The 23,126-nt window shown below is 71.4% G+C and carries 19 protein-coding genes; 3 read left to right on the top strand and 16 right to left on the bottom strand.

What is annotated here, in order from left to right:
• Positions 1-3: 3 nt before the first annotated feature.
• Complete coding sequence (gene paoC / locus A3862_RS10275) at positions 4-2,223, top strand: aldehyde oxidoreductase molybdenum-binding subunit PaoC (protein ID WP_043759557.1); 2,220 nt, start codon at positions 4-6, stop codon at positions 2,221-2,223.
• Positions 2,224-2,392: 169 nt separating this feature from the next.
• Here paoC and A3862_RS10270 read toward each other — a convergent pair whose 3' ends face one another.
• The 8 genes from A3862_RS10270 to A3862_RS10235 all read right to left on the bottom strand — a co-directional run bounded on the left by A3862_RS10270 (position 2,393) and on the right by A3862_RS10235 (position 13,556).
• Positions 2,393-4,999 carry a TonB-dependent receptor gene (locus A3862_RS10270; protein ID WP_043759558.1) on the bottom strand — a complete coding sequence of 869 codons (2,607 nt, stop codon included), beginning with the start codon at positions 4,997-4,999 and terminating at the stop codon, positions 2,393-2,395.
• A gap of 290 nt (positions 5,000-5,289) precedes the next feature.
• Complete coding sequence (locus A3862_RS10265) at positions 5,290-5,895, bottom strand: SOUL family heme-binding protein (RefSeq protein WP_043759561.1); 606 nt, start codon at positions 5,893-5,895, stop codon at positions 5,290-5,292.
• A gap of 88 nt (positions 5,896-5,983) precedes the next feature.
• Positions 5,984-7,114, bottom strand: coding sequence for an FAD-binding domain-containing protein (locus tag A3862_RS10260; protein ID WP_100794026.1), 1,131 nt, complete (start codon positions 7,112-7,114; stop codon positions 5,984-5,986).
• A 200-nt stretch (positions 7,115-7,314) separates the two neighbouring features.
• Positions 7,315-9,042 carry a hybrid sensor histidine kinase/response regulator gene (locus tag A3862_RS10255; protein ID WP_043759565.1) on the bottom strand — a complete coding sequence of 576 codons (1,728 nt, stop codon included), beginning with the start codon at positions 9,040-9,042 and terminating at the stop codon, positions 7,315-7,317.
• A complete protein-coding gene (locus tag A3862_RS10250; RefSeq protein ID WP_043353847.1) occupies positions 9,039-9,500 on the bottom strand; it encodes a response regulator in 462 nt (153 codons plus the stop codon). The genes A3862_RS10255 and A3862_RS10250 overlap by 4 nt, the downstream gene beginning before the upstream one ends.
• 1 nt (position 9,501) lies before the next feature.
• Positions 9,502-11,757 carry an ATP-binding protein gene (locus tag A3862_RS10245; protein WP_043759567.1) on the bottom strand — a complete coding sequence of 752 codons (2,256 nt, stop codon included), beginning with the start codon at positions 11,755-11,757 and terminating at the stop codon, positions 9,502-9,504.
• Between the two features lie 213 nt (positions 11,758-11,970).
• Positions 11,971-12,900 carry an AEC family transporter gene (locus tag A3862_RS10240; protein WP_043759569.1) on the bottom strand — a complete coding sequence of 310 codons (930 nt, stop codon included), beginning with the start codon at positions 12,898-12,900 and terminating at the stop codon, positions 11,971-11,973.
• Positions 12,901-12,977: 77 nt separating this feature from the next.
• A complete protein-coding gene (locus A3862_RS10235; RefSeq protein ID WP_111473562.1) occupies positions 12,978-13,556 on the bottom strand; it encodes a peroxidase-related enzyme in 579 nt (192 codons plus the stop codon).
• A gap of 717 nt (positions 13,557-14,273) precedes the next feature.
• Between A3862_RS10235 and A3862_RS31490 the strand changes: the two genes are divergently transcribed.
• The gene (locus A3862_RS31490; protein WP_158498468.1) at positions 14,274-15,146 is read left to right on the top strand and encodes a hypothetical protein; all 873 of its coding nucleotides are present in this window, start codon (positions 14,274-14,276) and stop codon (positions 15,144-15,146) included.
• A 13-nt stretch (positions 15,147-15,159) separates the two neighbouring features.
• Here the strand turns inward: A3862_RS31490 and A3862_RS10225 are convergent, their stop codons facing one another.
• Positions 15,160-16,119 carry a YiiG family protein gene (locus A3862_RS10225; RefSeq protein WP_052083692.1) on the bottom strand — a complete coding sequence of 320 codons (960 nt, stop codon included), beginning with the start codon at positions 16,117-16,119 and terminating at the stop codon, positions 15,160-15,162.
• A 376-nt stretch (positions 16,120-16,495) separates the two neighbouring features.
• Between A3862_RS10225 and A3862_RS10220 the strand changes: the two genes are divergently transcribed.
• On the top strand, positions 16,496-17,092 hold the full coding sequence (locus tag A3862_RS10220; RefSeq protein WP_053611335.1) for an HD domain-containing protein: 597 nt from the start codon (positions 16,496-16,498) through the stop codon (positions 17,090-17,092).
• A 19-nt stretch (positions 17,093-17,111) separates the two neighbouring features.
• Here A3862_RS10220 and A3862_RS10215 read toward each other — a convergent pair whose 3' ends face one another.
• The 7 genes from A3862_RS10215 to A3862_RS10185 form a co-directional block, all read right to left on the bottom strand.
• Positions 17,112-18,272 carry a glutathionylspermidine synthase family protein gene (locus A3862_RS10215; protein WP_111473561.1) on the bottom strand — a complete coding sequence of 387 codons (1,161 nt, stop codon included), beginning with the start codon at positions 18,270-18,272 and terminating at the stop codon, positions 17,112-17,114.
• Positions 18,272-18,973, bottom strand: coding sequence for a DUF1190 domain-containing protein (locus A3862_RS10210; RefSeq protein ID WP_236961928.1), 702 nt, complete (start codon positions 18,971-18,973; stop codon positions 18,272-18,274). The genes A3862_RS10215 and A3862_RS10210 overlap by 1 nt, the downstream gene beginning before the upstream one ends.
• 7 nt (positions 18,974-18,980) lie before the next feature.
• Positions 18,981-19,379 (bottom strand): DUF350 domain-containing protein, encoded by a 399-nt coding sequence (locus tag A3862_RS10205; protein WP_043353858.1) that lies wholly within the window; start codon positions 19,377-19,379, stop codon positions 18,981-18,983.
• Positions 19,380-19,599: 220 nt separating this feature from the next.
• A complete protein-coding gene (locus A3862_RS10200; protein ID WP_043759579.1) occupies positions 19,600-20,496 on the bottom strand; it encodes a TIGR01459 family HAD-type hydrolase in 897 nt (298 codons plus the stop codon).
• 127 nt (positions 20,497-20,623) lie between these two features.
• A complete protein-coding gene (locus A3862_RS10195) occupies positions 20,624-21,853 on the bottom strand; it encodes an extracellular catalytic domain type 1 short-chain-length polyhydroxyalkanoate depolymerase (protein ID WP_051044910.1) in 1,230 nt (409 codons plus the stop codon).
• Positions 21,854-22,054: 201 nt separating this feature from the next.
• Positions 22,055-22,777, bottom strand: coding sequence for a DNA polymerase III subunit epsilon (gene dnaQ / locus A3862_RS10190; RefSeq protein WP_043759580.1), 723 nt, complete (start codon positions 22,775-22,777; stop codon positions 22,055-22,057).
• Positions 22,778-22,848: 71 nt separating this feature from the next.
• A complete protein-coding gene (locus A3862_RS10185) occupies positions 22,849-23,064 on the bottom strand; it encodes a hypothetical protein (protein WP_043353881.1) in 216 nt (71 codons plus the stop codon).
• Positions 23,065-23,126: the final 62 nt, after the last annotated feature.

The raw sequence follows: 23,126 nt of genomic DNA, 5'->3' as shown, positions 1-23,126 counted from the left end.
GCCATGAAGTTCGACACCCCCGCCGGCCCGAACCCGATCGACCGGCTCAAGGTCGTGGGCCAGCCCACCGACCGGATCGACGGCAAGTACAAGACCACCGGCACCGCCCCCTACGCCTACGAGCGCCACGACGCGGCGCCCGAGGCCGCCTACGGCTACGTGCTCGGCTCGGCCATTGCCAAGGGCCGCGTCCGCAGCATCGACACCGCTTCGGCCCGGCAGGCCCCCGGCGTCATCGGTATCGTCACCACCCTCGACACGCCCCGGATCGAGCGCGGCGTGATGAACGTCGCCTACCTGTTCGGCGGCGACGTGATCCAGCACTACCACCAGGCGATCGCCGTGGTGGTGGCCGAAACCTTCGAGCAGGCCCGGGCGGCCTCCTTCCTGGTCGCGGTCGAGTACGCCCCGGAAGCCGGCGCCTTCGACCTCGCGGCGGCGGCGAAGACCGCCGAGCCGGTCCCGGCCGAGAGCGGCGAGGGCAGCGGCGGCGACGGCGAGGAGCGCGTCGGCGATTTCGAGGGGGCCTTCGCGCAGGCGCCCGTGACCCTCGACGCGGCCTACACGACCGCCGACGAGAGCCACGCCATGATGGAGCCGCACGCCACGACGGCGGCCTGGGACGGCGACCGGGTGACGCTCTGGACCGCCAACCAGATGATCGGCTGGGGCCACGGCAGCCTCGCCAAGATGCTCGGCCTGCCGAAGGACAAGGTCCGGCTCGACGCCCCCTATGTCGGCGGCGGCTTCGGCGGCAAGCTGTTCGTGCGCGCCGACGCGGTGCTGGCGGCGCTGGCCGCCAAGGCGACGGGGCGGCCCGTGAAGGTCGCGCTCACGCGCCCGCTCATCGCCAACAACACCACGCACCGGCCGGCCACGATCCAGCGGGTCCGGATCGGCGCCACGCAGGACGGCACCATCACGGCGATCGCGCATGAGAGCACTTCCGGCAACCTGCCGGACGGCGATCCCGAGACGGCGGTGAACCAGACCAAGTTCCTCTACGCGGGGAAGAACCGCCTCACCGCCATGAAGCTCGCCCATCTGGACCTGCCCGAGGGCAACGCCATGCGGGCGCCGGGCGAGGCCCCGGGCCTCGCCGTGCTCGAGGTCGCCATGGACGAGATGGCCGAGAAGCTCGGCCTCGACCCGGTGGAGTTCCGCATCCGCAACGACACGCAGGTCGTCCCGACCCAACCGGACCTGCGCTTCTCCCACCGCGACCTCGTCGGCTGCCTCAAGCTCGGCGCCGAGAAGTTCGGATGGGCCAAGCGCAACCCGAAGCCCGGCCAGGTCCGGGACGGGCAATGGCTCGTCGGCCTCGGCATGGCGGCGGCGTTCCGCGACAACATGGTGATGAAGTCGGGCGCCCGGGTGCGACTGGACGGCAACGGCACGGTCACGGTCGAGACCGACATGACCGATATCGGCACCGGCAGCTACACGATCATCGCCCAGACCGCCGCCGAGATGATGGGCGTGCCCCTCGACAAGGTGGCGGTGCGGCTCGGCGACTCGGACTTCCCGGTCTCCTCGGGCTCGGGCGGCCAGTTCGGCGCCAACTCGTCGACGGCGGGCGTCTATGCGGCCTGCGTGAAGCTGCGGGAGTCCGTGGCGCAGAAGCTCGGCTTCAACGCCACCGACGCGGTGTTCGAGGAGGGCGAGGTCCGCGCGGGCAACCGCGCGATCCCGCTCGCCCAGGCTGCCGCGGACGGGGAGCTGGTCGCGGAGGACACGATCGAGTTCGGCAAGGTCTCGAAAGAGCAGCAGGTCTCGACCTTCGGGGCGCATTTCGTCGAGGTCGCCGTGGACGTCTACACCGCCGAGGTCCGGGTCCGGCGGATGCTGGCGGTCTGCGCGGCCGGTCGCATCCTCAACCCGAAATCGGCCCGCAGCCAGGTGATCGGCGGGATGGTCATGGGCACCGGGGCGGCCCTGATGGAGGAGCTGGCGGTCGACACCAAGCGCGGCTTCTTCGCCAACCACGACCTCGCCGGATACGAGGTGCCGGTCCACGCCGACATCCCGCATCAGGAGGTGATCTTCCTCGACGAGGTCGACCCGCGGTCCTCGCCCATGAAGGCGAAGGGCGTGGGCGAGCTCGGGATCTCGGGGATCGCCGCCGCGGTGGCGAACGCGATCTACAACGCCACCGGCATCCGCGTGCGCGACTACCCGATCACCCTTGACAAGCTCCTGGACCGCATGCCGGACGCGGCCTGACCGGGGAACGGGGACGTCCGGCGGACGTCCCCGGCTGGATCGACGCTGAGGAGGCCGGCCCGGCCCGCACCAGCACGGGCCGGCCGTCCGCGTCGCAGGCGCGCGCGGTGAAGGCGTTCACCCCGGCCGCGTCGCGCTCACGGGTGCCGTCAGGGTCCCGCGGGCGGGATCAGTACTTCCTGATGATCGGCTCCGGCGCCATCGGGACCGGATCTTCCCCGAACCGGTAGGTCAGGCCGGCATAGACCGAGAGCGGCTGCGCCAGCGTCGTGGTCCGGGGATCGTTGATCGACAGGTTGCCGGCGACCGCCCCCGTCTCGGCGAAGGTGCCGAAGGTGGCGTAGCGGTTGTTCGTCAGGTTGGTGATCAGCCCGAAGATCTCCAGGTTCTTGGTGACCTGATACTTCGTCGTCAGGTTCATCACGTAGTAGGCCGGCAACTTGCGGTTCAGGTTCGATTCGTCGCCGCGGAAATAGGACGACGAGAAAGCCGAGACGTTGAGGCCGAAGCGCCAGTTCGGGGTGATGTTGTACTCGAAGCCCGCCTTGATCTGGTGATCGGGGATGAGCGGGATCTTGTCGCCCGGCCGCACCCGGATGCCGCCGTTCGGGATCACGTCGCCGCCCACGGCACCGCCGGTCGCCCCCGTGCTGGCCAGGGGGTTGTTGGGCGACGAGAGGGTCGCGTTGAACTGGAAGGTCGCGTCGACCAGGGCGTAGTTGGCGTAGACCAGCAGGTCGGGGGTGACGGCGTATTCGGCGCCGACCTCGATGCCCTGGCGCCGGGTCGCCGGGACGTTGATGTAGTAGGCCCTGGCGGCATTGCCGGCGACGGCGACCTGATAGAGGTCGTTGCTCAGGTCGGTGCGGTAGACGCCGGCCTTGTAGGTCAGGGCGCCGCCCGACAGGAAGCTCGGGATCACCCCGCGGAAGCCGGCCTCGTAGGTCCGGCCGGTGACCTGCTTGAGCGGCGGATCGGCCACCAGCGAGTTGGGCAGCAGGCAGGGCTGGGTCGGGCTGGAGCAGGACAGCTCCAGCGGGGTCGGGGCACGGTTCGATTCCGAATAGCTGCCGTAGAGGTTGACCGCCGGGTCGAACTGGTAGGTCAGGCCCGCGAGCGGGTTGACCTTGGTGTATTCGTGCACGCCGGTCACGTCCGGCGAGAAGCCGGTCTGGTCGCGTGTCTGGATGCGGGCGTAGTTGAGGCGGAAGCCGCCGGTCAGCGACAGCCGGTCGGTGAGGTCCAGCGTGTCGGTGGCGTAGAGGCCGAGATACAGCGTCGAGCCGGTCACCGAGCTGGGCGCGAGGCCGATCGCCCCGAGGGTGCGGATGTCCGGCGTGCCGAGCCCCGGGATGGTGCCGTAATACGGGTTGTTCGGGTCGACGGTGATCGACAGGTTCGGATTGATCACGCCCAGCTGGCTGGACGACTTGAACGCGAAGGTTGAGGCGTCGACGCTGCCGCCGACCACGAAGGCGTTGTTCAGGCCGAAGATCCGGTCGCGGTTGGCCGCCTGCAGCGAGCCACCATACGACTCGGCCTCGGTCAGGGTCGTGTCGATCGTGCCGTAGGGGATGTTCCGCAGGAACGGGATCGTCCGGTTGTTCAGGCCCAGGATCGCGAACTGGTTGGCGTAGGCCCGGCGGGCCGCCACCTGGCTGGTAGGCGGCGCGTTCACGTTGAACGCGTCGTCCTGGTAGCAGAGCGAGCCCCGGAAGCTGCTGCGGCTGCTGCAATTCTCGAAGTTGCCCTGGTTGCCGTCGACGTAATTCTCGCTGAAGCGCCGGTAATAAGCGTTGCCGGCGAGATCCCAGGTCGGCGAGATGTCCACCCGGCCGGTCAGCTGGATCGTGCCGACCTGCGTCGTCTGGGTCTGCGGGTAGGTGAAGATCGCCCGCGGATCGCGGTGGGTGAAGTCCACCGGGGTCGCGGCGGCGGCGCCGTAGAAGCTGCGGGCGGCGAGCCCGATCAGGTGGAACTCCGAATCCTGGGAGCGGTAGCCGAGATCCGCGTAGAGGCGGCCGATCGTGCTCGGGCTCTGGTAGCGCCAGCCGCGGTCGTTCAAACCGTCGCCCGTGAAATAGAAGCTCCAGGGGCCGGAGACCTTGCCGTATTCGAGGTAGCCGGCGGTGCGCGCGTCCGAGCCGCCCCAGGCCGAGATCTCGGTGCCCTGCCAGGTGAAGCCGTTCTTCATCTGGATGTTGACCGCGCCGCCGATGGCGTTGAGGCCGAAGACCGGGTTGCCGGTGACGACGTCGATCCGCTGGATCGCCTGCGGGGGGATCAGGTCGAAATTGACGACGTCGCCGAAGGCTTCGTTGATGCGCACGCCGTTCTGATAGACGGCGAGCCCCTGCGGCACGCCCTGCACGGACGAGGCGGTGAAGCCGCGATAGCTGAGATCGACCCGGTTCGAATTGCCCTGCGAATCGTTGAGGTTCACGCCGGGCGTCTGCCGCGCCAGCGTGGCGATCACGTTGTCGGAGCCCCGGTCGATCTCGATCTGCCGCGCCGTGACGGTCTCGACGGTGCTGGGGATCTTGTTGAGCGGCTGCTCCGAGCCCCGAAGGCGCACCCCGCCGGCCGGAGCCGGCAGCGTCGGCGCGGTCTGGGCGAGGGTATCGAGGGTCTGGGCGCCGCTGGAATTGCCGCCGCCCGCACCCACCGGCGACGTCGAGACGACGCTGATCTCACCGAGGGTGACGGCTTGTTGAGCCTGCGCGACACCGGGCAACAGGGCCACGGACGCGATCAAGCTGCCACGTAGGGCGTGCATATCTTCCCCCAACCTGAATTCAAGGCTCGCGCCGCTTCCCGTCGGCTGCGTGAGCGTCACTGATCTCGGGTCGGGTTCGGGTCGCAATTCACGTTTTGTTTAATCCCTGCCCGTGCCGGAAAAGACCATCGAATGACGCACAGTGTTGCGCAGATATAACATCATCGAACCATCGTCCGGGATCTTCGGGCATATTTGGAAGTAACTTCCGGGAATATTACGCAATCGGGAAGTTCGGCGACGGGCCATCGGGATGCCGGCCGGGACCGGCCCCCGTCGCCGCCTCCGGCTCACGGGGAGGCCAGCCGGACGGCCACCTCGTTCCTGCGCAGGAACGGGATCGCGAAGGGGGGATCGTATCCCATGACGAACGGCGCGCCCTCGGTTCTCCGTCCCGCCGCCGCCAGCACGTCGGCGAGGATGCGCGCCTGTGCGGCCCGCGCCTCCGGGGTGAGACGGCCGGAGAAGCGCAACGCCGCGATCCGTTCGGCCGGGATCTCGACCAGCCGGATCCCCGGCTCGGTCGGCGCGGGCGCCCCGGCCGCCGCCACCGCGCGCGGCAGGAAGAAGCGCATCGTGCCGGCCCCGTCCTGCTCCACCGGGACCGTCATGGCGATGCGCCGCCCGCCGGTCTCCACCGGCGCGGTCATGGCGATGCGGTCGCCCCCCCGGTTCGCACCGGTGATGTAGCGGAACAGCCGGCCGAAGGCCTCGCCGTCGCCCTGGCCGCGGGAATCGGTCTCGACCGCCAGGCGCGGCGCGTAGGACCGGATCTCGACCCCGCGGTCGAGACGCTCGACCACCGTGTAGGCGGGCTGCTCGTAGAGCGCCCGCACGCCGAAGATCCCGAGCACCGATTCCACGAGGGTGACGAGCACGTACAGGACCCTGTCCATGGCGGAACCTCCGGATGCGGGCGCGGGCGTCGCCCCGCGGTCCCGGGAACATGGCGTCGGGGGCGCCTGCCGCCGACCATCTGCGGCGTCAGGCCTCCATCAGGCCGGGGATGGCGCTGCGCAGGCGGAAGAAGCCGCGGTTCGCGAGGGGCCAAGCCCGCGAATCCCAGGGGCGGCGGACCCGGAGGCAATCCCGCGGCAGCACCTCCGCCGAGGGGCCTGCCGGCGCCCAGGCCGTCACCACGGGCAGGTCGCCGGCCCAGCCGTCCTGCACGGGCATGGCCGGGCAGCCGAACTGCGCCTGTGCCCGGGTCAGGGCATCCGCCAGCGCCGCCGCGTCGGCCGCGCGGACCCGGTCGACCGCCCCCTCCGCGTGGGCGAGAAGGCCGCCGACGCGGACCACGCGGGCCGGTCCGAGGGGAAGGCTCTCGGGATGAAGGTCGTCGAGGTGCAGCAGCAGGGCGATCGCCCCGTCCGGCGGGGTGTCGGCCGGGGCGAGGGGCACCTCCCGCGGGGGCATGTCCTCCTCCAGCGGCGCGGCCCCCTCGTCGAGCCCGGCGGGATCGTGGCGGCCCTCCGTGTACTGCCGGATGTTGTCGCGCCGGGCGCGGTAGGGCTTGCCCCGGGTGTGGAGGCCCGCGACCCACCGCCACGACAGGGTGTTGCTGGCCGGATCGCCGTCGAGCAGGTGGCGCAGGAACAGGTCGGCGCCCAGCTCCCAGGGCAGGCGCAGGGTGAAGATCCAGATCGAGGCGAACCACATGCGGGCATGGTTGTGCAGCCAGCCCTCCTCGGCGAGCTGGCCGGCCCAGGCGTCGAAGCCGTCGAGGCCCGTGCGCCCCGCGGCGGCCCGCTCGTAGGTCCGGCGCAGGCCGGGCTCGGCGGCAAGGCGCATCCGTGCGGCCGCCAGACCCTCCCGATAGCCGGTCCAGGCGCCGGGATGGGTTTCGAGGTGGCCCTTGAAGTAGATCCGCCAGAACACCTCGGAGACGAAACGCTCCGCGCCCGAGATGCCGAAGGCGCTCTGCGCAGCCCGGGCGACCTCCTCCTCGGTGAGCAGCCGGCGGCGCAGGTAGGGCGACAGAACCGACGTCGTCGGCGTCGCACCGGGGCCGCGATCCGTGTTCCGGGACGCCGCGTAGGCGGCGCCGGGACCGGTCAGGAATGTCGCCAGGGCCTCGAGGCCGGCGGCGCGGGTCATGGGGCGCGAAGGGGGCATGACCCTGATCTAGGCCCCGTGCCGCGATTGGCAGCTGCGCGAAAGCGCGGATCCCCCATCTCGGCCCGGGCGCGGGTGTAGCCGGAGGCCGGCACCACCGGCAGGGCCAGACACCCCGCTCCGGTCGCAGCGCCGACTGCCGGGGGCGGCCTTTCGCCGAAGCGGGCCGTCCGATGGCCACGGCCCGGGTCGAGGACGCCTCAGGCGCTCCTGTCGCGGCCCGAGATCAGGCGAAGCTGCGCCGGCGGGCGGGCCGCCAGGGCGGCGGCGACCTTGCCCTCGAGCTCGCCGACCCGGAACGGCTTCAGCACGATCGCGTCGCTGCCGACGGCCCCGGCCTTCGTCAGGGCGGTGGTGTCGGCAAAGCCGGTGACGAACAGCACCGGCAGCGTCGGCCAGCGCTTCCGGATCTCCAGAGCCGTCTCGGCTCCGTTCATGCCGGGCATGGCGAAATCCATCACGACGAGGTCGACGCCCGGATCCGCTTCGAGGGCCGCCAGGGCCTGGAGGCCGGAGGCCGCCTCGCGCACCGCGTAGCCGGCCTCGGTCAGGCGGGTCGTCGTCACCTCGCGCACCTCGGCGTCGTCGTCGACCACCAGGAGCCGGGGGCCGCTTCCGGGCGGATGCATCCGCGCGGCCTCGGCCGCGGCGGCATTGCGGGGTGCGTCCCCCTTCGCCTCCGCGGCCCGGGGCAGGTAGACCTTGATCGAGGTGCCCTCGCCGGCGACCGTGTCGATGCGGATGCCGCCGCCGGACTGCTTGACGAAGCCGTAGACCTGGGCGAGCCCGAGACCCGACCCCTTGCCGACCTCCTTGGTGGTGAAGAACGGCTCGAACACCCGGGCCAGCACGTCCGGCGTCATCCCGGTGCCGGTGTCGCTCACCGCCACCATGACGTAGGCGCCGGGCGCCGGCTGTTCGGGCCGCGTCGGCGCCCCGGTGACGCTGACATTTGCGGTCTCGATGGCGAGCCGGCCGCCCACCGCCATCGCGTCGCGGGCGTTGATGGCGAGGTTGAGGATCACGAGCTCGATCTGGGTGGCGTCGACCAGAGCCGGCCACAGATCGGGCTGGAGCGCGGTCTCGATGCGAACCGCGCCGCCGATCGAACTCTGCAGCAGGTCGCGCATCGAGGCGACCGTCTGGTTCAGGCTGACCGGGGTGGGTTCCAGGCGCTGGCGCCGGGAGAAGGCGAGGAGCTGTGCCGTGAGCCGGGCGGCGCGCTCGGCGGCCCCGCGCATCATGTCGAGGCGGCGCTTCGAGCGGGCGTCGGAGACGGCGCGCTCCAGGAACTCGATGTTGCCGGCGATCACCGTGAGCAGGTTGTTGAAGTCGTGCGCGACGCCGCTCGTGAGCTGCCCGACCGCGTCCAGGCGCTGGGCGAGCCGCAGGGCGTCCTCCGCCCGTTCGCGTTCGACGATCTGAGCCTGCAGAGCGTCGTTCGCCGCGGCGAGTTCCCGGGTGCGCTCGGCGATGCGCGCCTCCAGGGTCTCGTTGAGCGCCTGCAGGGCGGCCTCGGCTTCGCGCTTCTCGGCGCGCGCCCGCGCCTCGGCCAGCGCCCGGACGATGGTGCGCGGCATCCGGTCGAGGCGCTGCTTGACGACGTAGTCGGTGGCGCCGTTCTTCAGGGCCTCGACGGCCACGTCCTCGCCCAGCGTGCCCGAGCAGAAGATGAACGGGGTGTCCGGGCATTGCGCCCGGGCGATGCCGAGGGCGCTCACCCCGTCGAAGGTCGGCAGGACGTAGTCCGCCAGGATCAGATCGTACCGGCCGGGCACCGCCGCGCGGGCGAAGGCGTCGCGCGTCATCACCCGCTCGATCTCGACCGGATGCCCGAGCGTCTCCAGCTCGGCCTCGATCAGCTCGGCGTCGAGATCGCTGTCCTCCAGATGCAGGATGCGCAGCGGGCCCGCGGAACGTCCGATCACGCGTTCGATGGCCAGCCTCCCCGGTATGGCGGCGGCTCGTTGAGGAGGGCCCAGAACACCCCGATCTCCTTGATCGCGGCGAAGAACTCCTCGAAGCCCACGGGCTTCACCACGAAGGCGTTCACCCCGAGGTCGTAGGAGCGCACCAGGTCGGTCTCCTCGCGGGACGAGGTCAGCATGACCACGGGCGTCTTGCGGGTGACCGGGTCGCCCTTGATCTTGGCGAGCACCTCCAGGCCGTCGACCTTGGGAAGCTTCAGGTCGAGCAGGACGACGGCGGGATCCTGGGCCTGCCGCTTCTCGTGGGCGCCGCGGCAGTAGATGAAGTCGAGGGCCTCGGCGCCGTCGCGGCAGATGACGATCTCGTTGGCGAGCTGGCTCGATTCGAGGGCCGCGAGGGTCAGCTCGATGTCGTTCGGATTGTCCTCGACCAGGAGGATGGGTTTCAGTCCTGCCATCTCAGTGCGCCTCCTCCCGGATGGGCAGGGTGAAGTAGAATGTGGCGCCCCGGCCGAGCGTTCCCTCGGCCCAGGTCCGCCCGCCGTGGCGCTCGACGATGCGCCGGACGTTGGCGAGACCGATGCCGGTGCCCTCGAACTCCTCGACCCGGTGCAGGCGCTGGAAGACGCCGAACAGCTTGTCGACATAGGCCATGTCGAAGCCGGCGCCGTTGTCCCGGACGTAGTAGACCGCCTCCCCGTCCCGGGGCGGCAGGCTGCCCACGGCGATCACCGCCTCCGCGGTGTCGCGGGTGTACTTCACGGCGTTCGACAGCAGGTTCTCGAGGACGAGCCGCAGCATCACCGGATCGGCATAGGCGCGGCCGAGCGGGGCGATCTCCCAGCGGATGGTCCGGTCGGGGGTGACGTCGCGCAGGACCTTGCGGCGGACTTCCTCGACCAGGGCGTTCATGTCGCCCCAGACCTTGTTCAGGGCGTGCCGGCCCATCTGCGAGAAGCTCAGGAGGCTGTCGACCAGGGTTCCGGCCGAGAAGGCCGCCTCGATGATCGTCTCCACGTAGTGCCGGCCCTTGTCGGACAGTTGGGCCCCCTCGCGGGTCTTGAGCAGGTTCGCGTAGCCGACGATGTGGCGGAAGGGCGCGCGCAGGTCGTGGCTGACCGAGTACGAGAAGGCCTCCAGCTCCTTGTTCGTGCGCTGCAGCTCCTCGCTCATGGCGGCGAGTTCCTCCGCCCGGCGCAGCACGATGCCGAGCACCGAGGCGCGCAGGTCCTTGGCGGCCTCCACCTCCGGGTCGGACCAGGGCAGGGAGCGGCCCTTCACGGTTTCCTTCCAGATCTCGAACGACTTGCGCGGGTGCAGCCGGTCCGGGCCGCCGTCCGGATCGGGCTCGACGGCCTTCACGGGATTGCCGCCCCACTTCACCGTCCGCACGACCTCGGGTCTGAACCAGAGGATGTAACTCGCGTATTTCTTCGAGACCGAGACCGCCAGGAGACCGCTCGCCCGCCCGGCGAAGGCCGCGGCCGCCGGAAACGCCTCCGACAGGGCTTCGGAGACGAAGACCTCCTCGGCCTCCTCGCGCGCGGACAGCCACCGGTACAGGCCACGGACCTCGCGCTCGGTCGGCGTGGCCCCGAGCAGCCGGCAGCGGTCCGCCGTCACCACCGCGGCGCCGGTCGCGTCCACCAGGGCCAGGACGTCGTCGGGATGGTTGAGCAGGCCGTCGACGAAGCTGTCCTCCTCGGCCATGAAGCCGAGGAGGCGCGCCTGCACGGCGCCCAGGGCCAGACGCCTCTCGGACTGGGCGCCGCGCTCGCGGGCCGAGAGCTGCAGCGCGAAGATCTGGGTGAGCACGTCGCAGGCGTTGCGCGCCTGGAGGGGCACGCGCTTGGGCGCGCGGTTGTGGCAGGAGATCAGGCCCCAGAGCGCGCCGTCGACGAGGATCGATACCGACATGGACGCCATCGTGCCCATGTTACGCATGTACTCGACATGGACCGGCGAGACCGAGCGCAGCACCGACTGGCTGAGGTCCAGGGGCCGGCCGGACGGCGTGGTGGCCGGCCGGATCGGCACGGGGACGTAGCCGGCATCGGGGATGATGCGCAGGCGGTTCCGGCGGTAGAGTTCGCGCGCCTGGACGGGGATGTCGGAGGCGGGGAAGCGCAGGTCGAGGTAGGAGGGCAGGACGCCGTTCCCGGCCTCGGCCAGCACCGTCCCGTGCCAGTCGCGGTCGAACCGGTAGACCAGGGCGCGGTCGAGACCGGTGATCTGGCGGATGTCCTCGGCGACGAACCGGCAGAGGTCCTCGACGGTTCTGGCGGTGTGCAGGCGTTCGACGAAGGCGCGCAGGCGCGGCGTGAGCAGGTCGACGCCGATGTCGGCGGCGGCCGCGTCGATCTCCTCCAGTTCCACCACCACAAGGTCATCGACCCGGTGGGCCGCCACCTCGTAGGCTTGGCGCCCGCTGCCGGTCTCCAGCGTGACGGTGCGAAGATAGAGGGCCCCGTCCTGGGTCTCCGCCGCCGCGAGGTGGTGCCGGACGACGGCCGCAAGGTCGGGCAGAGCCGCGTCGAGGATGGTCCCGACCGCCGCCGCCGCTGGGGCGTTGGCGCTCGCCTGGACGATGGCGAGGGACCGGGCGTCGAGCCCGAGCAGGAATCCGTGCGGCTGGACGCTGCCGACGATATGGATGGGCTCGCGATCGCACGCAGTCACATCAAGACGCTGAGCCGCGCCGCTTCGTAGGTTCAAGCCGGGGTTCGCCTCCTCACCGGGTCGGCCGCAAAACTTAAAGCGTGTTAACAGCCGAACCGTGCCGCTCCTATAGGGCTAAAGGATTGGCACAGGCGGCTTAACCGTCCGCGCGGGAGGCCGGTGCCGGGTGGCCGAAGGGCACGGCGACCGGATCCGCCATGCGCGCGCGACGCCAGGTCGCACGACGGGGCCGGGCGGCGCGCCGGGAGCCTAGAGCGGAACCCAGGCGGCGAGGGCGATCAGGACCAGGGGCATCGCCACCAGGGCCAGCACGGTCTGCGCCGCCGTGATCCCCGCCATCAGGGGGGCGTCCCCGCCGAGCTGCCGGGCCAGGATGTAGGCGGAGGAGGCGGTGGGCAGGACCTGGAAGAGCAGGGCGGTGGTCAGCGCCGGGCCGTGCAGCCCGAGGCACAGGGCCGCCAGAACCGTCGCCGCCGGCATGGCGATGAACTTCATCGTCGAGGCGGCGAGCACGGGCCCCGCCCAGTGCCGGGCGGTGCCGAAGTCGAGCGCCGCGCCGACGCAGAGCAGGCCGAGGGGCAGCGACGCGGCCCCGAGGGCCCGCAGGGCCGGTTCCAGCCCCGGCGGAATACCGAGGCCGAGGCCCTGGACCAGGATTCCGCCGAGCGAGGACACCACCAGCGGGTTGGTGGCCAGTTGCCGGGCGATGCCGCGCGGCGTCAGCCGCACCGTGCCGTGCCGGGCGAAGACCAGCACGCAGAGGATGTTGACGGTGGGCACGATCGCCGCGTTGCAGATGGCCGCCAGCGCGATGCCCTGCGGCCCGAACAATCCGGCGGCCAGCGTCACCCCGACATAGTTGTTGAAGCGGACACTGCCCTGGAACACCGAGGTGAAGGCCGGTCCGTCGAGCCTCAGGCACGGCCTCAGGACGATCACGAGGACCGCGACGGCGAGGGTCGACAGGATCAGCGTCAGCGCGAGGGCGCCGACCGGCACGGCCTCGATCCGCGCCGTCGCGAGGCCGTGGAAGAACAGGCTCGGCAGCAGCACGAAGTAGCCCAGCCGCTCGGCCTGCGGCCAGAAGCCCTCGGCCAGGAAACCACGCCGCCGCAGGGCCAGTCCCAGCGCGGTCAGGATCACGATCGGCAACAGGGCGAGCAGCACCGCGCCGGTCACGGGAGAGGGTCCAAGGCGGTGTCGCTTTCAGCTGCGCCGGTCAGGTGCGCCGCGGCGCTGGCGGGACGGCCATGCCGTCAGCCGCGCCCCAGCGTGTAGAATTCCGGGTTGGGCCGCAGGCCGGTCACGTTCGCCAGCCGGTTCGACAGGCCGAAGAAGGCCGCGATGGCGGCGATATCCCAGGCATCCGCGTCGTCGAAGCCGTGCGCCCCGAGCGTTTCGAACGCGGCCTCCCCCACGAGATGCGCGGACTGGCTGACCAGCATGGCGAAATCGAGCATCGCCTTCTGCCGATCGGTGAGGTCGGCCTTGCGGTAGTTGATCGCGACCTGATCGGCGATCAGCGGGTCCTTGGCGCGGATCCGGAGGATCGCACCGTGGGCGATCACGCAGTACTGGCACTGGTTCATGGCCGAGGTCACCACGACGATCATCTCGCGCTCGGCCTTGGTCAGGTTGCCCGGCTTGTCCATGAGGGCGTCGTGATACGCGAAGAAGGCTCGGAATTCCTCCGGGCGATGGGCGAGCACCAGGAACACGTTCGGGACGAAGCCGGACTTTTCCTGCACCGCCTCGATCCGCGCGCGGATGTCGGCCGGCAGATCCTCCAGGCGGGGGATCGGGAAGCGGCCGATCGGGGCGTGTGCGGCTGACATGGGCGCGCTCCTCGCGGATCGAGCCGGCGCCCGAGGCCGCCGGCCGTCCTGCGCAGGCGATAGACCGAACGGTCTCCTCAGCGCAATCGATCGCGGCCGCGCGCACCGGACCGGCCGCTTCCGATCGAGACCGGGTGAAACGTGGGTCCCGGGATCGGTCTCGCAGGGATGCTGTCGTGTGACGATCGCGGGATGCTGTGCGGCGCTCTCGCTCGTCGGGGCTGCCGGCATGCGTCACCGCGAAGATCCGGCCGACGGCACGATCGTGCGAGGCAGCCTTGACCGGGCGGCACGAAGCGGCAGCCGGTGCCCCTCGATCATCGACAGTTCGTTGAGCGATGCCTTTCTGTTTTGGCAAATAAATCTGTCAACAAAACCGTCCGACAGATCATGGAGAACGATCTCCGGGAATCAATGTCCGGTGGTTTCGCCGCGTACCCCTGTATCGCGCGCTCGGGTCGGGAGACGACATCCGCCAGGCCGGGCACACGGGTGCGCAGGCGACGCCGACGGCAGCGTTTTCACTCCGCCTCGACCCTGTGCGGGCTTCACGGTCGGCCTCAACTCTGCCCGAAAGCTTTCGTTCGGTCCGCCGACGATCCGGTGACCCGGGCTCCCGGCCCGTTCCGGGATGTGGCGGCGCGCTGGAGGGAGGATGTTGTGCTGCGACGGAAGACGCCTCCGCCGAAGCGATCACGGCCGGCAGGCGGCGGATCGATGCCCGGTCCCGCCCGGGCTTCCGGTCAGGCCTCGCCGAGAGCGGCGTTCGCGGAGCGCCCGGCCTTCCGGCCGCGGCGATGGCGGGCCGCGTGCCCCGTGCTGGCGCTCGGCTTCGGCCTGAGCGCGGGCGCGTCTGCCGCGCAGGCGGCTCCGGATTGCGCCGGGAGCCGGAGCCGGGTCGAGACGCTGATCTGTGCCGACCCCGCTCTGACGAGGCTGGACGACGAACTCAGGCGCCTGTTCGACAGGATCGCCGGGGAGACCCGTGGGATCGACGGAGAGACCGGCCGGGCGATCGACACCGTCGGTGCGGACCACGCACGCTGGCGCACGCGGATCCGCGATGCCTGCCCGGATGCCGCCTGCCTGGCGCGGGTCTATACTGCGCGGATCGCGCAGGTCCGGCGCGACTGGAGCGGGGCGCTGTCGGATACACCCGCGCTCCGGCACGTGGTCAATGCCCGTTTCGGCTTCTCCATCGACGTTCCCGCCGACCTCGTCGCGGAGCCGCCGCCCGACAACGGCGACGGGCAGGCCTTCCATTCGGCCGACGGCCATCTGCACCTGACGGTGTCGGGCCTGAACGACGGGCTCGACCAGGATCTCGACGCCGTCGTGGCCGCGGACCGGAAGACCTGCCTGCGGCAACCGCCCGAATACGGGGCGCGCAAGCCCGGCTGGATCGTGTTTTCCTGCACGACCGCCGACGGCATCCTGTACCGGAAGACCCTCCGGGCGGGCGGGCGCGGCGGCGCCTTCGTCACCCTGCGCATCCGCTATCCCGTGGCCGAGCGGGCGCGCTGGCAGGCGGCCGTCACCACGGCCGCGACCTCGCTGCGGCTGACGGAACCGGGCCGGGACAGCCGCTGACGGCGCCCCCCGATCACCGCGAGAAGGTCGTGGCCGTCTGCGCGGTCGAGACCATCGTGTTGTAGTCGTTCACGATCCAGGTCACGTCGCGCCCGGCGCCGCGGCGGGCATCCCCCTTGGCCTTGGCGAGCTTGGCGTCGAATTCGCGCAGCTTGCCGAGCAATGCGCGCGGCCGGCTCTCGAACACGTGGAAGGCGTTCGGGTTGGCGGCGCTGTACCCGTCCAGGTCCTTCACGGCGACGGCGTAGCGCCCGAGCGCGGCCTCGAAGGCCGCCATGTCGACGACCGGCTTGGCGTCGGTGGGCAGCAGGTCCATGACCTTGCGCGCCTCGGTCATCACGTTCGCGACGTGCCAGCGCGCCTTGCGGCCCTCCCGGGCCTCGATGGCGGCGAGTTCCAGCGCGTCGCTCTTCTCCTTCTCGACCCGCAGCGCGGCGTCGACCAGGGCACGCGCCGCCAGGAAGGCCGGCCCCGCGACGGCGAGCTTGGCGTGGAGCGCCTTGCCCTGCTCCATCTTGTCCGCGCGGTAATCCTGCCGCTCGTAATAGCCCTCCGCCTCGGTGATCGTCGGCGCGAGGGCCTGGTAGGCGGCGATGTAGCGCGTCATGGCGCCGTCGAGGTTCGGCATCGCGGGCGGCTGCGCCGTCGCGGCCTCCGCCTTCGCGATCTCGCCGCGGACATCGTAGAGCCCGTAGAGGCCGTAGATGATCCGCTCGCGGCCGGTCGGGCCGGTCTTCATGTTGACCCAGCTCTGATAGCGGCTGAGCGATTCCTGCGCCCGCAGGGTGCGGTTGAGGAGCCCGACATAGGCGTTGAGCTTGCGGATCGTCTCCTGCGCGGGATCGACATCGGGCTTGGACGCCTGACCCGCCGGGGCGGGGGCGGAGGCAGGGGCCTGTGCGCGAGCCGGGGCGGCGGCGAGCAGCGTCGTCAGAACCAGCCACGTGGTCGCTGTCAGGGTCCTCGTTCTCATGGGCGCGGGGGATCCTCCGGATTCGTTCAGCCCGTGTAGCCGGCGCCCGGCGTGAAGACCAGATGCGATAACCGGTGTCATCCGTCCAGTAGAGACCCTGTCACGGACAACGGCATTGCATTGCGCAAAATCGAAGATTGCATGATTGATCATGGATGTGGAGACGATGGTCTCGCCGGACGCGACCGATTCAGCCTTCGGACGCACAGCGCCGCTTGAACCGGGCGGCGCATGCGGATGTCAGGATTTGCGCCGGAGCGGGCCACGACAGGCCGGACGTTGCCCGACATACCGCGCGCGGACGGGCCATCGACGAACCCGGATCGGTGCGGTCCCGTCTCGTCCCGCGGAGGCGGATCGGATAGAGGATCGGACGATGCTCGACGGCCATCCCCGCATCCTGGCTGACCTGCGTGCCCGGCTGGCCGAGCCGCAGCGCGTCTATCACGGCCAGGCGCATATCGACGCGCTCCTGGAGGCGTTTCGCGCCCACCGCGCGACCGTCCGGAATCCCGACGCGGTGGAACTGGCGATCTGGTTCCACGACGCCGTCTACCAGCCGGGCGCCCCGGACAACGAGCGCCGCAGCGCCGCGCTCCTGCGGGTGCTGCTGGAGGGCGCGGTCCCGGCACCCACGCTGGCGGCGGCCGAGACGATGATCCTGGCGACCGAGCGGCACGCCGTCCCGGACGGTCTCCCGGCCGCGCTCGCCGCGGACGTCGCGCTCTTCCTCGATCTGGACATGGCGATCCTCGGGGCGGCCCGAGCCGCCTATGACGGCTACGCCGCGGGCGTGGCGCGGGAATTCGTCCCGGTCGTGGGCGAGGCCGCCTACCGGCAGGGGCGCGCGGCCTTCCTGCGGGGGGCCCTCGCATCCGGCCGGCCGCTGTTCGTCACCGCCCGGGCCCGGGCGGAGCTGGAGGGGCCGGCGCGGTCGAACATGCGGCGCGAACTCGCGGCGCTGGGCCGGTGACCGGCGACCCGGGCCGCGGTCACGGCGCGATGAGGTGCGGGACGAACCGGGCCCGGTCGGTGGTGATGAGGCCGTCCGACTCGCGCAGGCACAGGCCGGCGGGTCGATCGCCGACCATCCAGCTGCCGACCAGCGCGCGGCGGCCCTCGAAATCGGGCAACGCGGTCAGGGCCTGCCGCACGAAGCCTTCGCCGCCATAGGGGCCCTCGTCGCGCGCCGCGACGGCGCCGTCGCGCACGATCAGCACGTTGGCGCCCTCGCGCCCGTAGAGGGGCTTCCTCACGAAGCTCCGGCCCAGCGCGGCCTTGGCCGGGTCCTCCTCGAAATAGGTCGGCAGCAGGTTGGGATGGCCCGGCGCCATCGCCCAGAGATGCGCCAGCATCCCCTTGTTGGAGAGCACCGCCTTCCAGGGCGGTTCCAGGAACCGGGTCGATGCCGTGCCGACCGCGCGGCCGAACGGGTCGGCGAACATCCATTCCCACGGGTAGAGCTTGAACAGGCAGCCGATCGGGGCACCGGCCGCGTCCACGAAGCGCCCGTCCTCGGCGAGCCCGATCGCCTCGACCGGCAGGAAGGGGGCGGCGCGGCCGGCCTGGAGCGCGCAATCCTGGAGATAGGCCAGCGTGCCGCGATCCTCCGGCGCGTCGGGGAAGCCCGCGAAGGCGACGCCCTCCGGGGGCGCCACCACGGCGAAGCGCGCCACCAGCGCCTCGTGCAGGGTGTTGAACTGGTCGGCGCCGGCGGGAAGGCGTCCCCAGGCCAGCCCGTCCTCCAGCCACAGCCACTGGAAGACCGCGCTCTCGTAGAGGGCGGTGGGCGTGTCGGCGTTGTATTCGAGGAGCTTCGCCGGCCCGGTTCCCCCGTAGCTGAAGTCGAAGCGCCCATACAGGCTGGGGTCGCGCCGCTCCCAGCTCGCCCGGATCGCGTCCCAGGCATGCTCGGGGATCCGCAGCGCGGCGAGAATCGCTTCGTCGCGGACCGCCCGGTCCACGAAGGCGAGGCAGAGCTCGTGCAGCGCGGCGCTCGGCGCCTCGATGGCGTCCTCGATCTCGGCGAGGCTGAAGGCGTAGTAGGCGGTCTCGTCCCAGTAGGGGGCGCCGTCGAACGTGTGGAAGGCGAAGCCGGCCCGCGCGGCGTGGAGCCGCCAGTCGGGCCGCTCCGGGATCGCCACCCGGCGCATCAGCCGCCTCCGAAACCGCCCGTGCGGCCGCCCGAGCCTCCGGAGAACGCCGTCGCCCGCCCGGTGCCGCCGAAGCCGCCGCGGCTGATCGTGCGCGGGGTCGTGCTCGTGGTGCGGGCGACCGAGGCGGGGACATGGACCCGCGAGACGCCGCCCGCATAGGCGACCCGGCCGCCCGTGCCGGTGCAGTAGCCGCCCCCATGTCCGGCCGTCCCCGCCTCCGCCGCGTCGCGCTCCTCTTCGGGGGCGTGCGGGTAGAGCGGCTGGACCGGCAGGTCCTGCGCGTCCGTCCGCCCCATCAGGAAGGCGGCCATCACCGGCAGGTAGCGGCCGCGCGCGGCCTCCGTGACCGGCCCGCCCGGCGTGCAGCCGCCGGTCCCGTGGTGGCGCTGGCAATCGGCCTCGGTCTCGTAGCGCGGCGCCGTCGCCGCGTAGGCCTCCTGCGCGGTCTTGTAGGCGGCGATGCAGGCCTCGGCGCTGCGCAGCTGCTGGGCGATGCAGGCGCCGAGCGTCCCGTAGACGAGCGCCTCCTCCTCCCGCTGGGACGGGTCGAGGCCGCCGAGGGCCAGGGCGGCCGCGCCGGCGCCCGCGACCAGAACCAGCGACACGGCGGCCGAGCGCTTGGAGCGGCGGGCGGCGGCGAAACCGGTTTCGGGCGCGCCGACGGCTGCGGGGGCGGGGGCGGGGGCGGTCTCCGTCACCGGCCGCTCAATAGGTCATCGCGGCGGCGTTCACGACGCCGCCCGCCAGCGAGGCCGCGCCGAGGAGGAGCGCGGCGGCGGCGCGATCCTCCTCGATGCGCCGCGACAGGTCCGGCACCGCAAGGCGCACGAGCCAGTAGATCGCGATCTGGATCACGAGGGCGATCAGGCCCCAGATCAGGCAGTCGAGCAGGGACCGTGCGTTGTAGATCGCCACCGCCAGCGGCAGGGTGAAGCCGAGCAGGCTTCCGCCCAGCGCGATGGCCGCAGCCGTCACGTCCCGGCGGATCAGCGCGACCTCGTTATGCGCGGTGGCGAGGGTGTAGATCAGCAGGTAGAGGCCGATCAGTCCGGTCGCGGTGCCGAGATAGAGCAGGAAGTCCGGCAGTCCGGAGACCAGGGTCACGCAAGACCCGCCGTCTCACCGGCCCCGATCGTCGAAAGCACCGCAGCCGGACAGGTCTCCCGGTCGAATCGCATGACGAGCGAAGCGAATGTCGGAGCTGATTGTTGGACGCGGGATCGATTCACGCCCGTAAATCCACGCAATTTCCCGCGCGGTGTCAAGCTTGTCGCGGATTTCAGAGAGTTGGACTGACGGCAATACGCCGAGGTCCGGAAGGGCGCTACCAGACCAGCCGCTCGATCACCCCGTCCGGATGCACCGCCTGCCGGCCGAGCCACTCGGCCACGTCGCCCAGGCGGTGATGCGCGGCCGTGACGCCGAGTTCCTCCGCGTGGATGCCCCGGGCCACCAGCACGCTGGCGATGCCGAAGCCGCGGGCGCCCGCGATGTCGGTGCGGATCGCGTCGCCGATCGCCAGGACCCGCGCCGGATCCACCGGGGCCCCGGTGAGGGCAGCCCCCTTGGCGAGGGCCGCCTCGTAGACCGGGCGGTGCGGCTTGCCGGCATAGACCACGGGGCCGCCGATCTCCGCATAGGCCGCCGCGAGCAGGCCCGCGCAGGGGATCAGGCGGTTGCCGCTCTCTACGACGAGGTCGGGATTGGCACAGATCATGGTCAGCCCGCGGGCGGCCAGACGCTCCAGCTCCGGCCGGTAATCGTCCGGGGTCTCGCTGCGGTCGTCGAACAGGCCGGTGCAGACGACGAGGTCGGCCTCCGATTCCGGGACGAGGCTGAGGTCGAGCCCCTGGAAGATGCCGAGGTCGCGCTCCGGTCCGAGATGCCGGATCCGGGCGCCCGGGCGCGCGGCGATCAGGTCGTGGGTGAGGTCGCCCGAGGTCAGGATCGCGTCGTAGGCCTCCCGCGGCACGCCGAACCGGTCGAGGATGCGGCCGACGCCGTCGCCGGGCCGGGGCGCGTTCGAGACGAGGACGACCCGGCGGGGCCGCGCCCCCGGAAGGCCACGGAAGCGGATCAGCGCCTCGCCGGCGGCCTCGTGGGCCTTCTGGCCGTCATGCAGCACGCCCCAGACGTCGCAGAGGATCAGGTCGTACCGGTCGGCGACCTCGGCGAGACCCTGGAGGGTCGGGATCGGCGCGGGGGTGGCGGTCGCGGTCATGGAAGGTCCTGGAAGGTCCTGGATTCAAAAGGTCCGGGACCTTTTGTGGGTGCAGGGCAAAGCCCTGCGATACAGCAGGGCCGCGCCCTGACAACCCGCCAGAGTGCGCGGCCCTTGGGGAAACCCCTTACGGGCGCCGGGCCGGTCCCAGCCGGTGCTCGGCGAAGAAGTCGAGCATCGCCCGGGACGCGTCGGGCCCCTCGGGGTCCGTGTAGCTGCCGTCGGGGCGGCCCCCGGACCAGGCATGGCCGGCGCCGCGCACCCGCCAATCCTCGACCACGACCCGGCCCGCCTCGTCCCGGTAGCGGGTGCGGGTGAAGGGGTGGCCGCGGCCCTCGAAGGTCTCGGACCGGGCGATCAGACCGGCGACGTGCGCCTGGGCCAGAACCTGATCGGCGTTGCGCACGCTCACCGTGCCGTCGTCCTCGCCGTGGAAGATGATCGTCGGCACGCGGGTGGCCGGGGCCGGGCTGCCGAAAGCCGTGGCGGTGCCGAGGCCCGGGGCGCCGACCTGCATGGCCATCAGCGCCGAGCCGAGATCCCGGGCGCAGCCGGCCGCGAGGCCGGAATGCACGCCGACGGCGGCGAAGAGGTCGGGATAGGCGCGGGCGATGTTCAGGGCGGCGGCGCCCCCCGCCGACAGGCCGGCGATGTAGACCCGGGCCCGGTCGATCGGGTGCTCCGCCATGATGGCGCGGGCGAGGCCCGCGATGATCGCCGGCTCGCCCGTGCCCCGGCCCTGGTCCCGGGGCTCGTACCAGTTCCAGCAGCGCTGGGCATGGGCCTGACGGCTCTGGGCCGGGTAGGCCACGAACACGCCGGCGCGCTCGGCGAGGGTGTTCATGCCGGTGCCGGCGGCGAAATCGTCCGGATTCTGCGTGCAGCCATGCAGCATCACGATCAGCGGCGCGGCCGCGTCCGGATGGCTCGGGATGAACAGCTTGTACTCGCGGGTGCCGGCGGGCTCGGCATGGGTCAGGGCGACGAAGCGGCCCCCGGTCCCGCCCCCCCGGTCGGCGGGCGGCGGAGCGGGGTGCCGCAGCGGGTTGCCCAGGCCCTTCAGCACCGGTGCAAGGCCGCGCACGACCTGCCCCACCACCTCGCGCATCCGCGTCCCGGATTCCGCTGCGGGAATCTGCGGCACGGCCGACGGATCGGCGTGGTGCGGGGAAGAGTCTGTCGACGCGTGTTCAGCGGGTGCGGCCCTCTGGCCGGCTAGGCTGCGCTGGATCAGGGCGGTCGCCTCCTCGAGCCGGCCGAGGCCGGTCAGACGGGTGGCCTCGATCATGTCGGCGAAGGGCGACAGGCCGGTCTTGTCGTCGCGCTGTCCGTCGCGACTGCCGAAATTCTCGGTCATGCGTGCGCGCCTCACTGCCTCAATGTCTCTGTCACGGCCGGACCCGATGCGCCTGCGCCACCGCACGGGCATCGCATGAGCCGACCCTCACCATCTTGCGAGATGATGTGTCGAGGATGTTTTGTGCATTGCAATAAACGCCCCTGTGCAATGCGACAACCGTCGGCGCCGCGCAGCAGGCTTAGGGATCAGACCGCCGGATCAGACGGGATCGTCCGCCCCGATATAGTCGGCCCAGATCGCGGCAGGACCGAGGCTCGCGCGGAAGCCGTCGTGGCGGGCGCGCTCCGCATCGGTAAGACGGCTCCGGTAGGGACGGGGCGCCACGGGGGCCACGGCCTGGACGGAAGATCCGGCCACCGGGGCGGCTTGCTCCGCGTCCAAGAGCCCGAGGCTGGTCTGCTTGCCCCCGAGGAGCTCGACATAGACCTCGGCCAGGATCTGCGCGTCGAGGAGCGCCCCGTGCTTGGTGCGCCGGGTGTTGTCGATGCCGTAGCGGCTGCAGAGGGCGTCGAGGTTGTTGGCCGCGCCCGGATGCTTGCGCCGGGCCATCGGCAGGGTGTCGACCACGTCCTCCAGCCGGATCGGGGGCGGGGCGTTCGCGCCGAGCCGGGCGTATTCCATGTTGAGGAAGCCGACGTCGAAGGGCGCGTTGTGGATGACGAGGCGTCCGTCGGCCAGGAAGGCCAGCAGCTCGCCGACGATCTCCGCGAAGACCGGCTTGTCGGACAGGAACGCGTCGGACAGGCCGTGGACATTGAATGCCCCCTCGGAGACCGCCCGCTGCGGGTTGCAATAGCGGTGGAAGCTCCGGCCGGTGGGGATGTGGTTGAGGAGTTCCACCGCGCCGATCTCGATCAGCCGGTCGCCTCCCTTCGCCTCCGTGCCGGTGGTCTCGGTGTCGAGGACGATCTCGCGCAGCATGGGTCTCGCGACTCGCGGGGTGGGGGCGGACCCTAGCCGGATAAGGCGGAGGGGTTAAGCTCCCGTGCGCCTCAGCGGGACGTGTTGCGGTAGACGCAGACGGGTCCCCGGTCCTCGTAGCCGCCCGGACAGGCGGTGACGCAGGCGCCGGCCGCGAACTTCTTCGGTGGGGGGCAGCTGGCGGCGTACTGGGCCTGCGCGGGCATGGCCGCCAGCAGCACGAGAAGGGTCGCGGCCCCGAGGCCGCCGGACCGGACCGGATCCATCCCGCCGGAGTGCCGTGCCATCACGTCCATCCTGCCGTTCGTGTTCCCCCCGGAACGCAACCGCAGATATTCATCCGCGCGGG

Origin of the sequence: Methylobacterium sp. XJLW (assembly GCF_003254375.1) — a bacterium.
GTDB lineage: Bacteria > Pseudomonadota > Alphaproteobacteria > Rhizobiales > Beijerinckiaceae > Methylobacterium > Methylobacterium fujisawaense.
The sequence above is the reverse complement of the archived record's forward strand: the minus strand, read 5'-3'. Positions and strand labels throughout refer to the sequence as shown.

Excerpts from the sequence above, each read along its gene's own strand:
- paoC (WP_043759557.1), top strand. The coding sequence starts at position 4 with ATGAAGTTCGACACCCCCGCCGGCCCGAACCCGATCGACCGGCTCAAG.
- A3862_RS10270 (WP_043759558.1), bottom strand. The coding sequence starts at position 4,999 with ATGCACGCCCTACGTGGCAGCTTGATCGCGTCCGTGGCCCTGTTGCCC.
- A3862_RS10265 (WP_043759561.1), bottom strand. The coding sequence starts at position 5,895 with ATGGACAGGGTCCTGTACGTGCTCGTCACCCTCGTGGAATCGGTGCTC.
- A3862_RS10260 (WP_100794026.1), bottom strand. The coding sequence starts at position 7,114 with ATGCCCCCTTCGCGCCCCATGACCCGCGCCGCCGGCCTCGAGGCCCTG.
- A3862_RS10250 (WP_043353847.1), bottom strand. The coding sequence starts at position 9,500 with ATGGCAGGACTGAAACCCATCCTCCTGGTCGAGGACAATCCGAACGAC.
- A3862_RS10235 (WP_111473562.1), bottom strand. The coding sequence starts at position 13,556 with ATGTCAGCCGCACACGCCCCGATCGGCCGCTTCCCGATCCCCCGCCTG.
- A3862_RS31490 (WP_158498468.1), top strand. The coding sequence starts at position 14,274 with ATGCCCGGTCCCGCCCGGGCTTCCGGTCAGGCCTCGCCGAGAGCGGCG.
- A3862_RS10225 (WP_052083692.1), bottom strand. The coding sequence starts at position 16,119 with ATGAGAACGAGGACCCTGACAGCGACCACGTGGCTGGTTCTGACGACG.
- A3862_RS10220 (WP_053611335.1), top strand. The coding sequence starts at position 16,496 with ATGCTCGACGGCCATCCCCGCATCCTGGCTGACCTGCGTGCCCGGCTG.
- A3862_RS10215 (WP_111473561.1), bottom strand. The coding sequence starts at position 18,272 with ATGCGCCGGGTGGCGATCCCGGAGCGGCCCGACTGGCGGCTCCACGCC.
- A3862_RS10200 (WP_043759579.1), bottom strand. The coding sequence starts at position 20,496 with ATGACCGCGACCGCCACCCCCGCGCCGATCCCGACCCTCCAGGGTCTC.
- A3862_RS10195 (WP_051044910.1), bottom strand. The coding sequence starts at position 21,853 with ATGACCGAGAATTTCGGCAGTCGCGACGGACAGCGCGACGACAAGACC.
- dnaQ (WP_043759580.1), bottom strand. The coding sequence starts at position 22,777 with ATGCTGCGCGAGATCGTCCTCGACACCGAGACCACCGGCACGGAGGCG.
- A3862_RS10185 (WP_043353881.1), bottom strand. The coding sequence starts at position 23,064 with ATGGCACGGCACTCCGGCGGGATGGATCCGGTCCGGTCCGGCGGCCTC.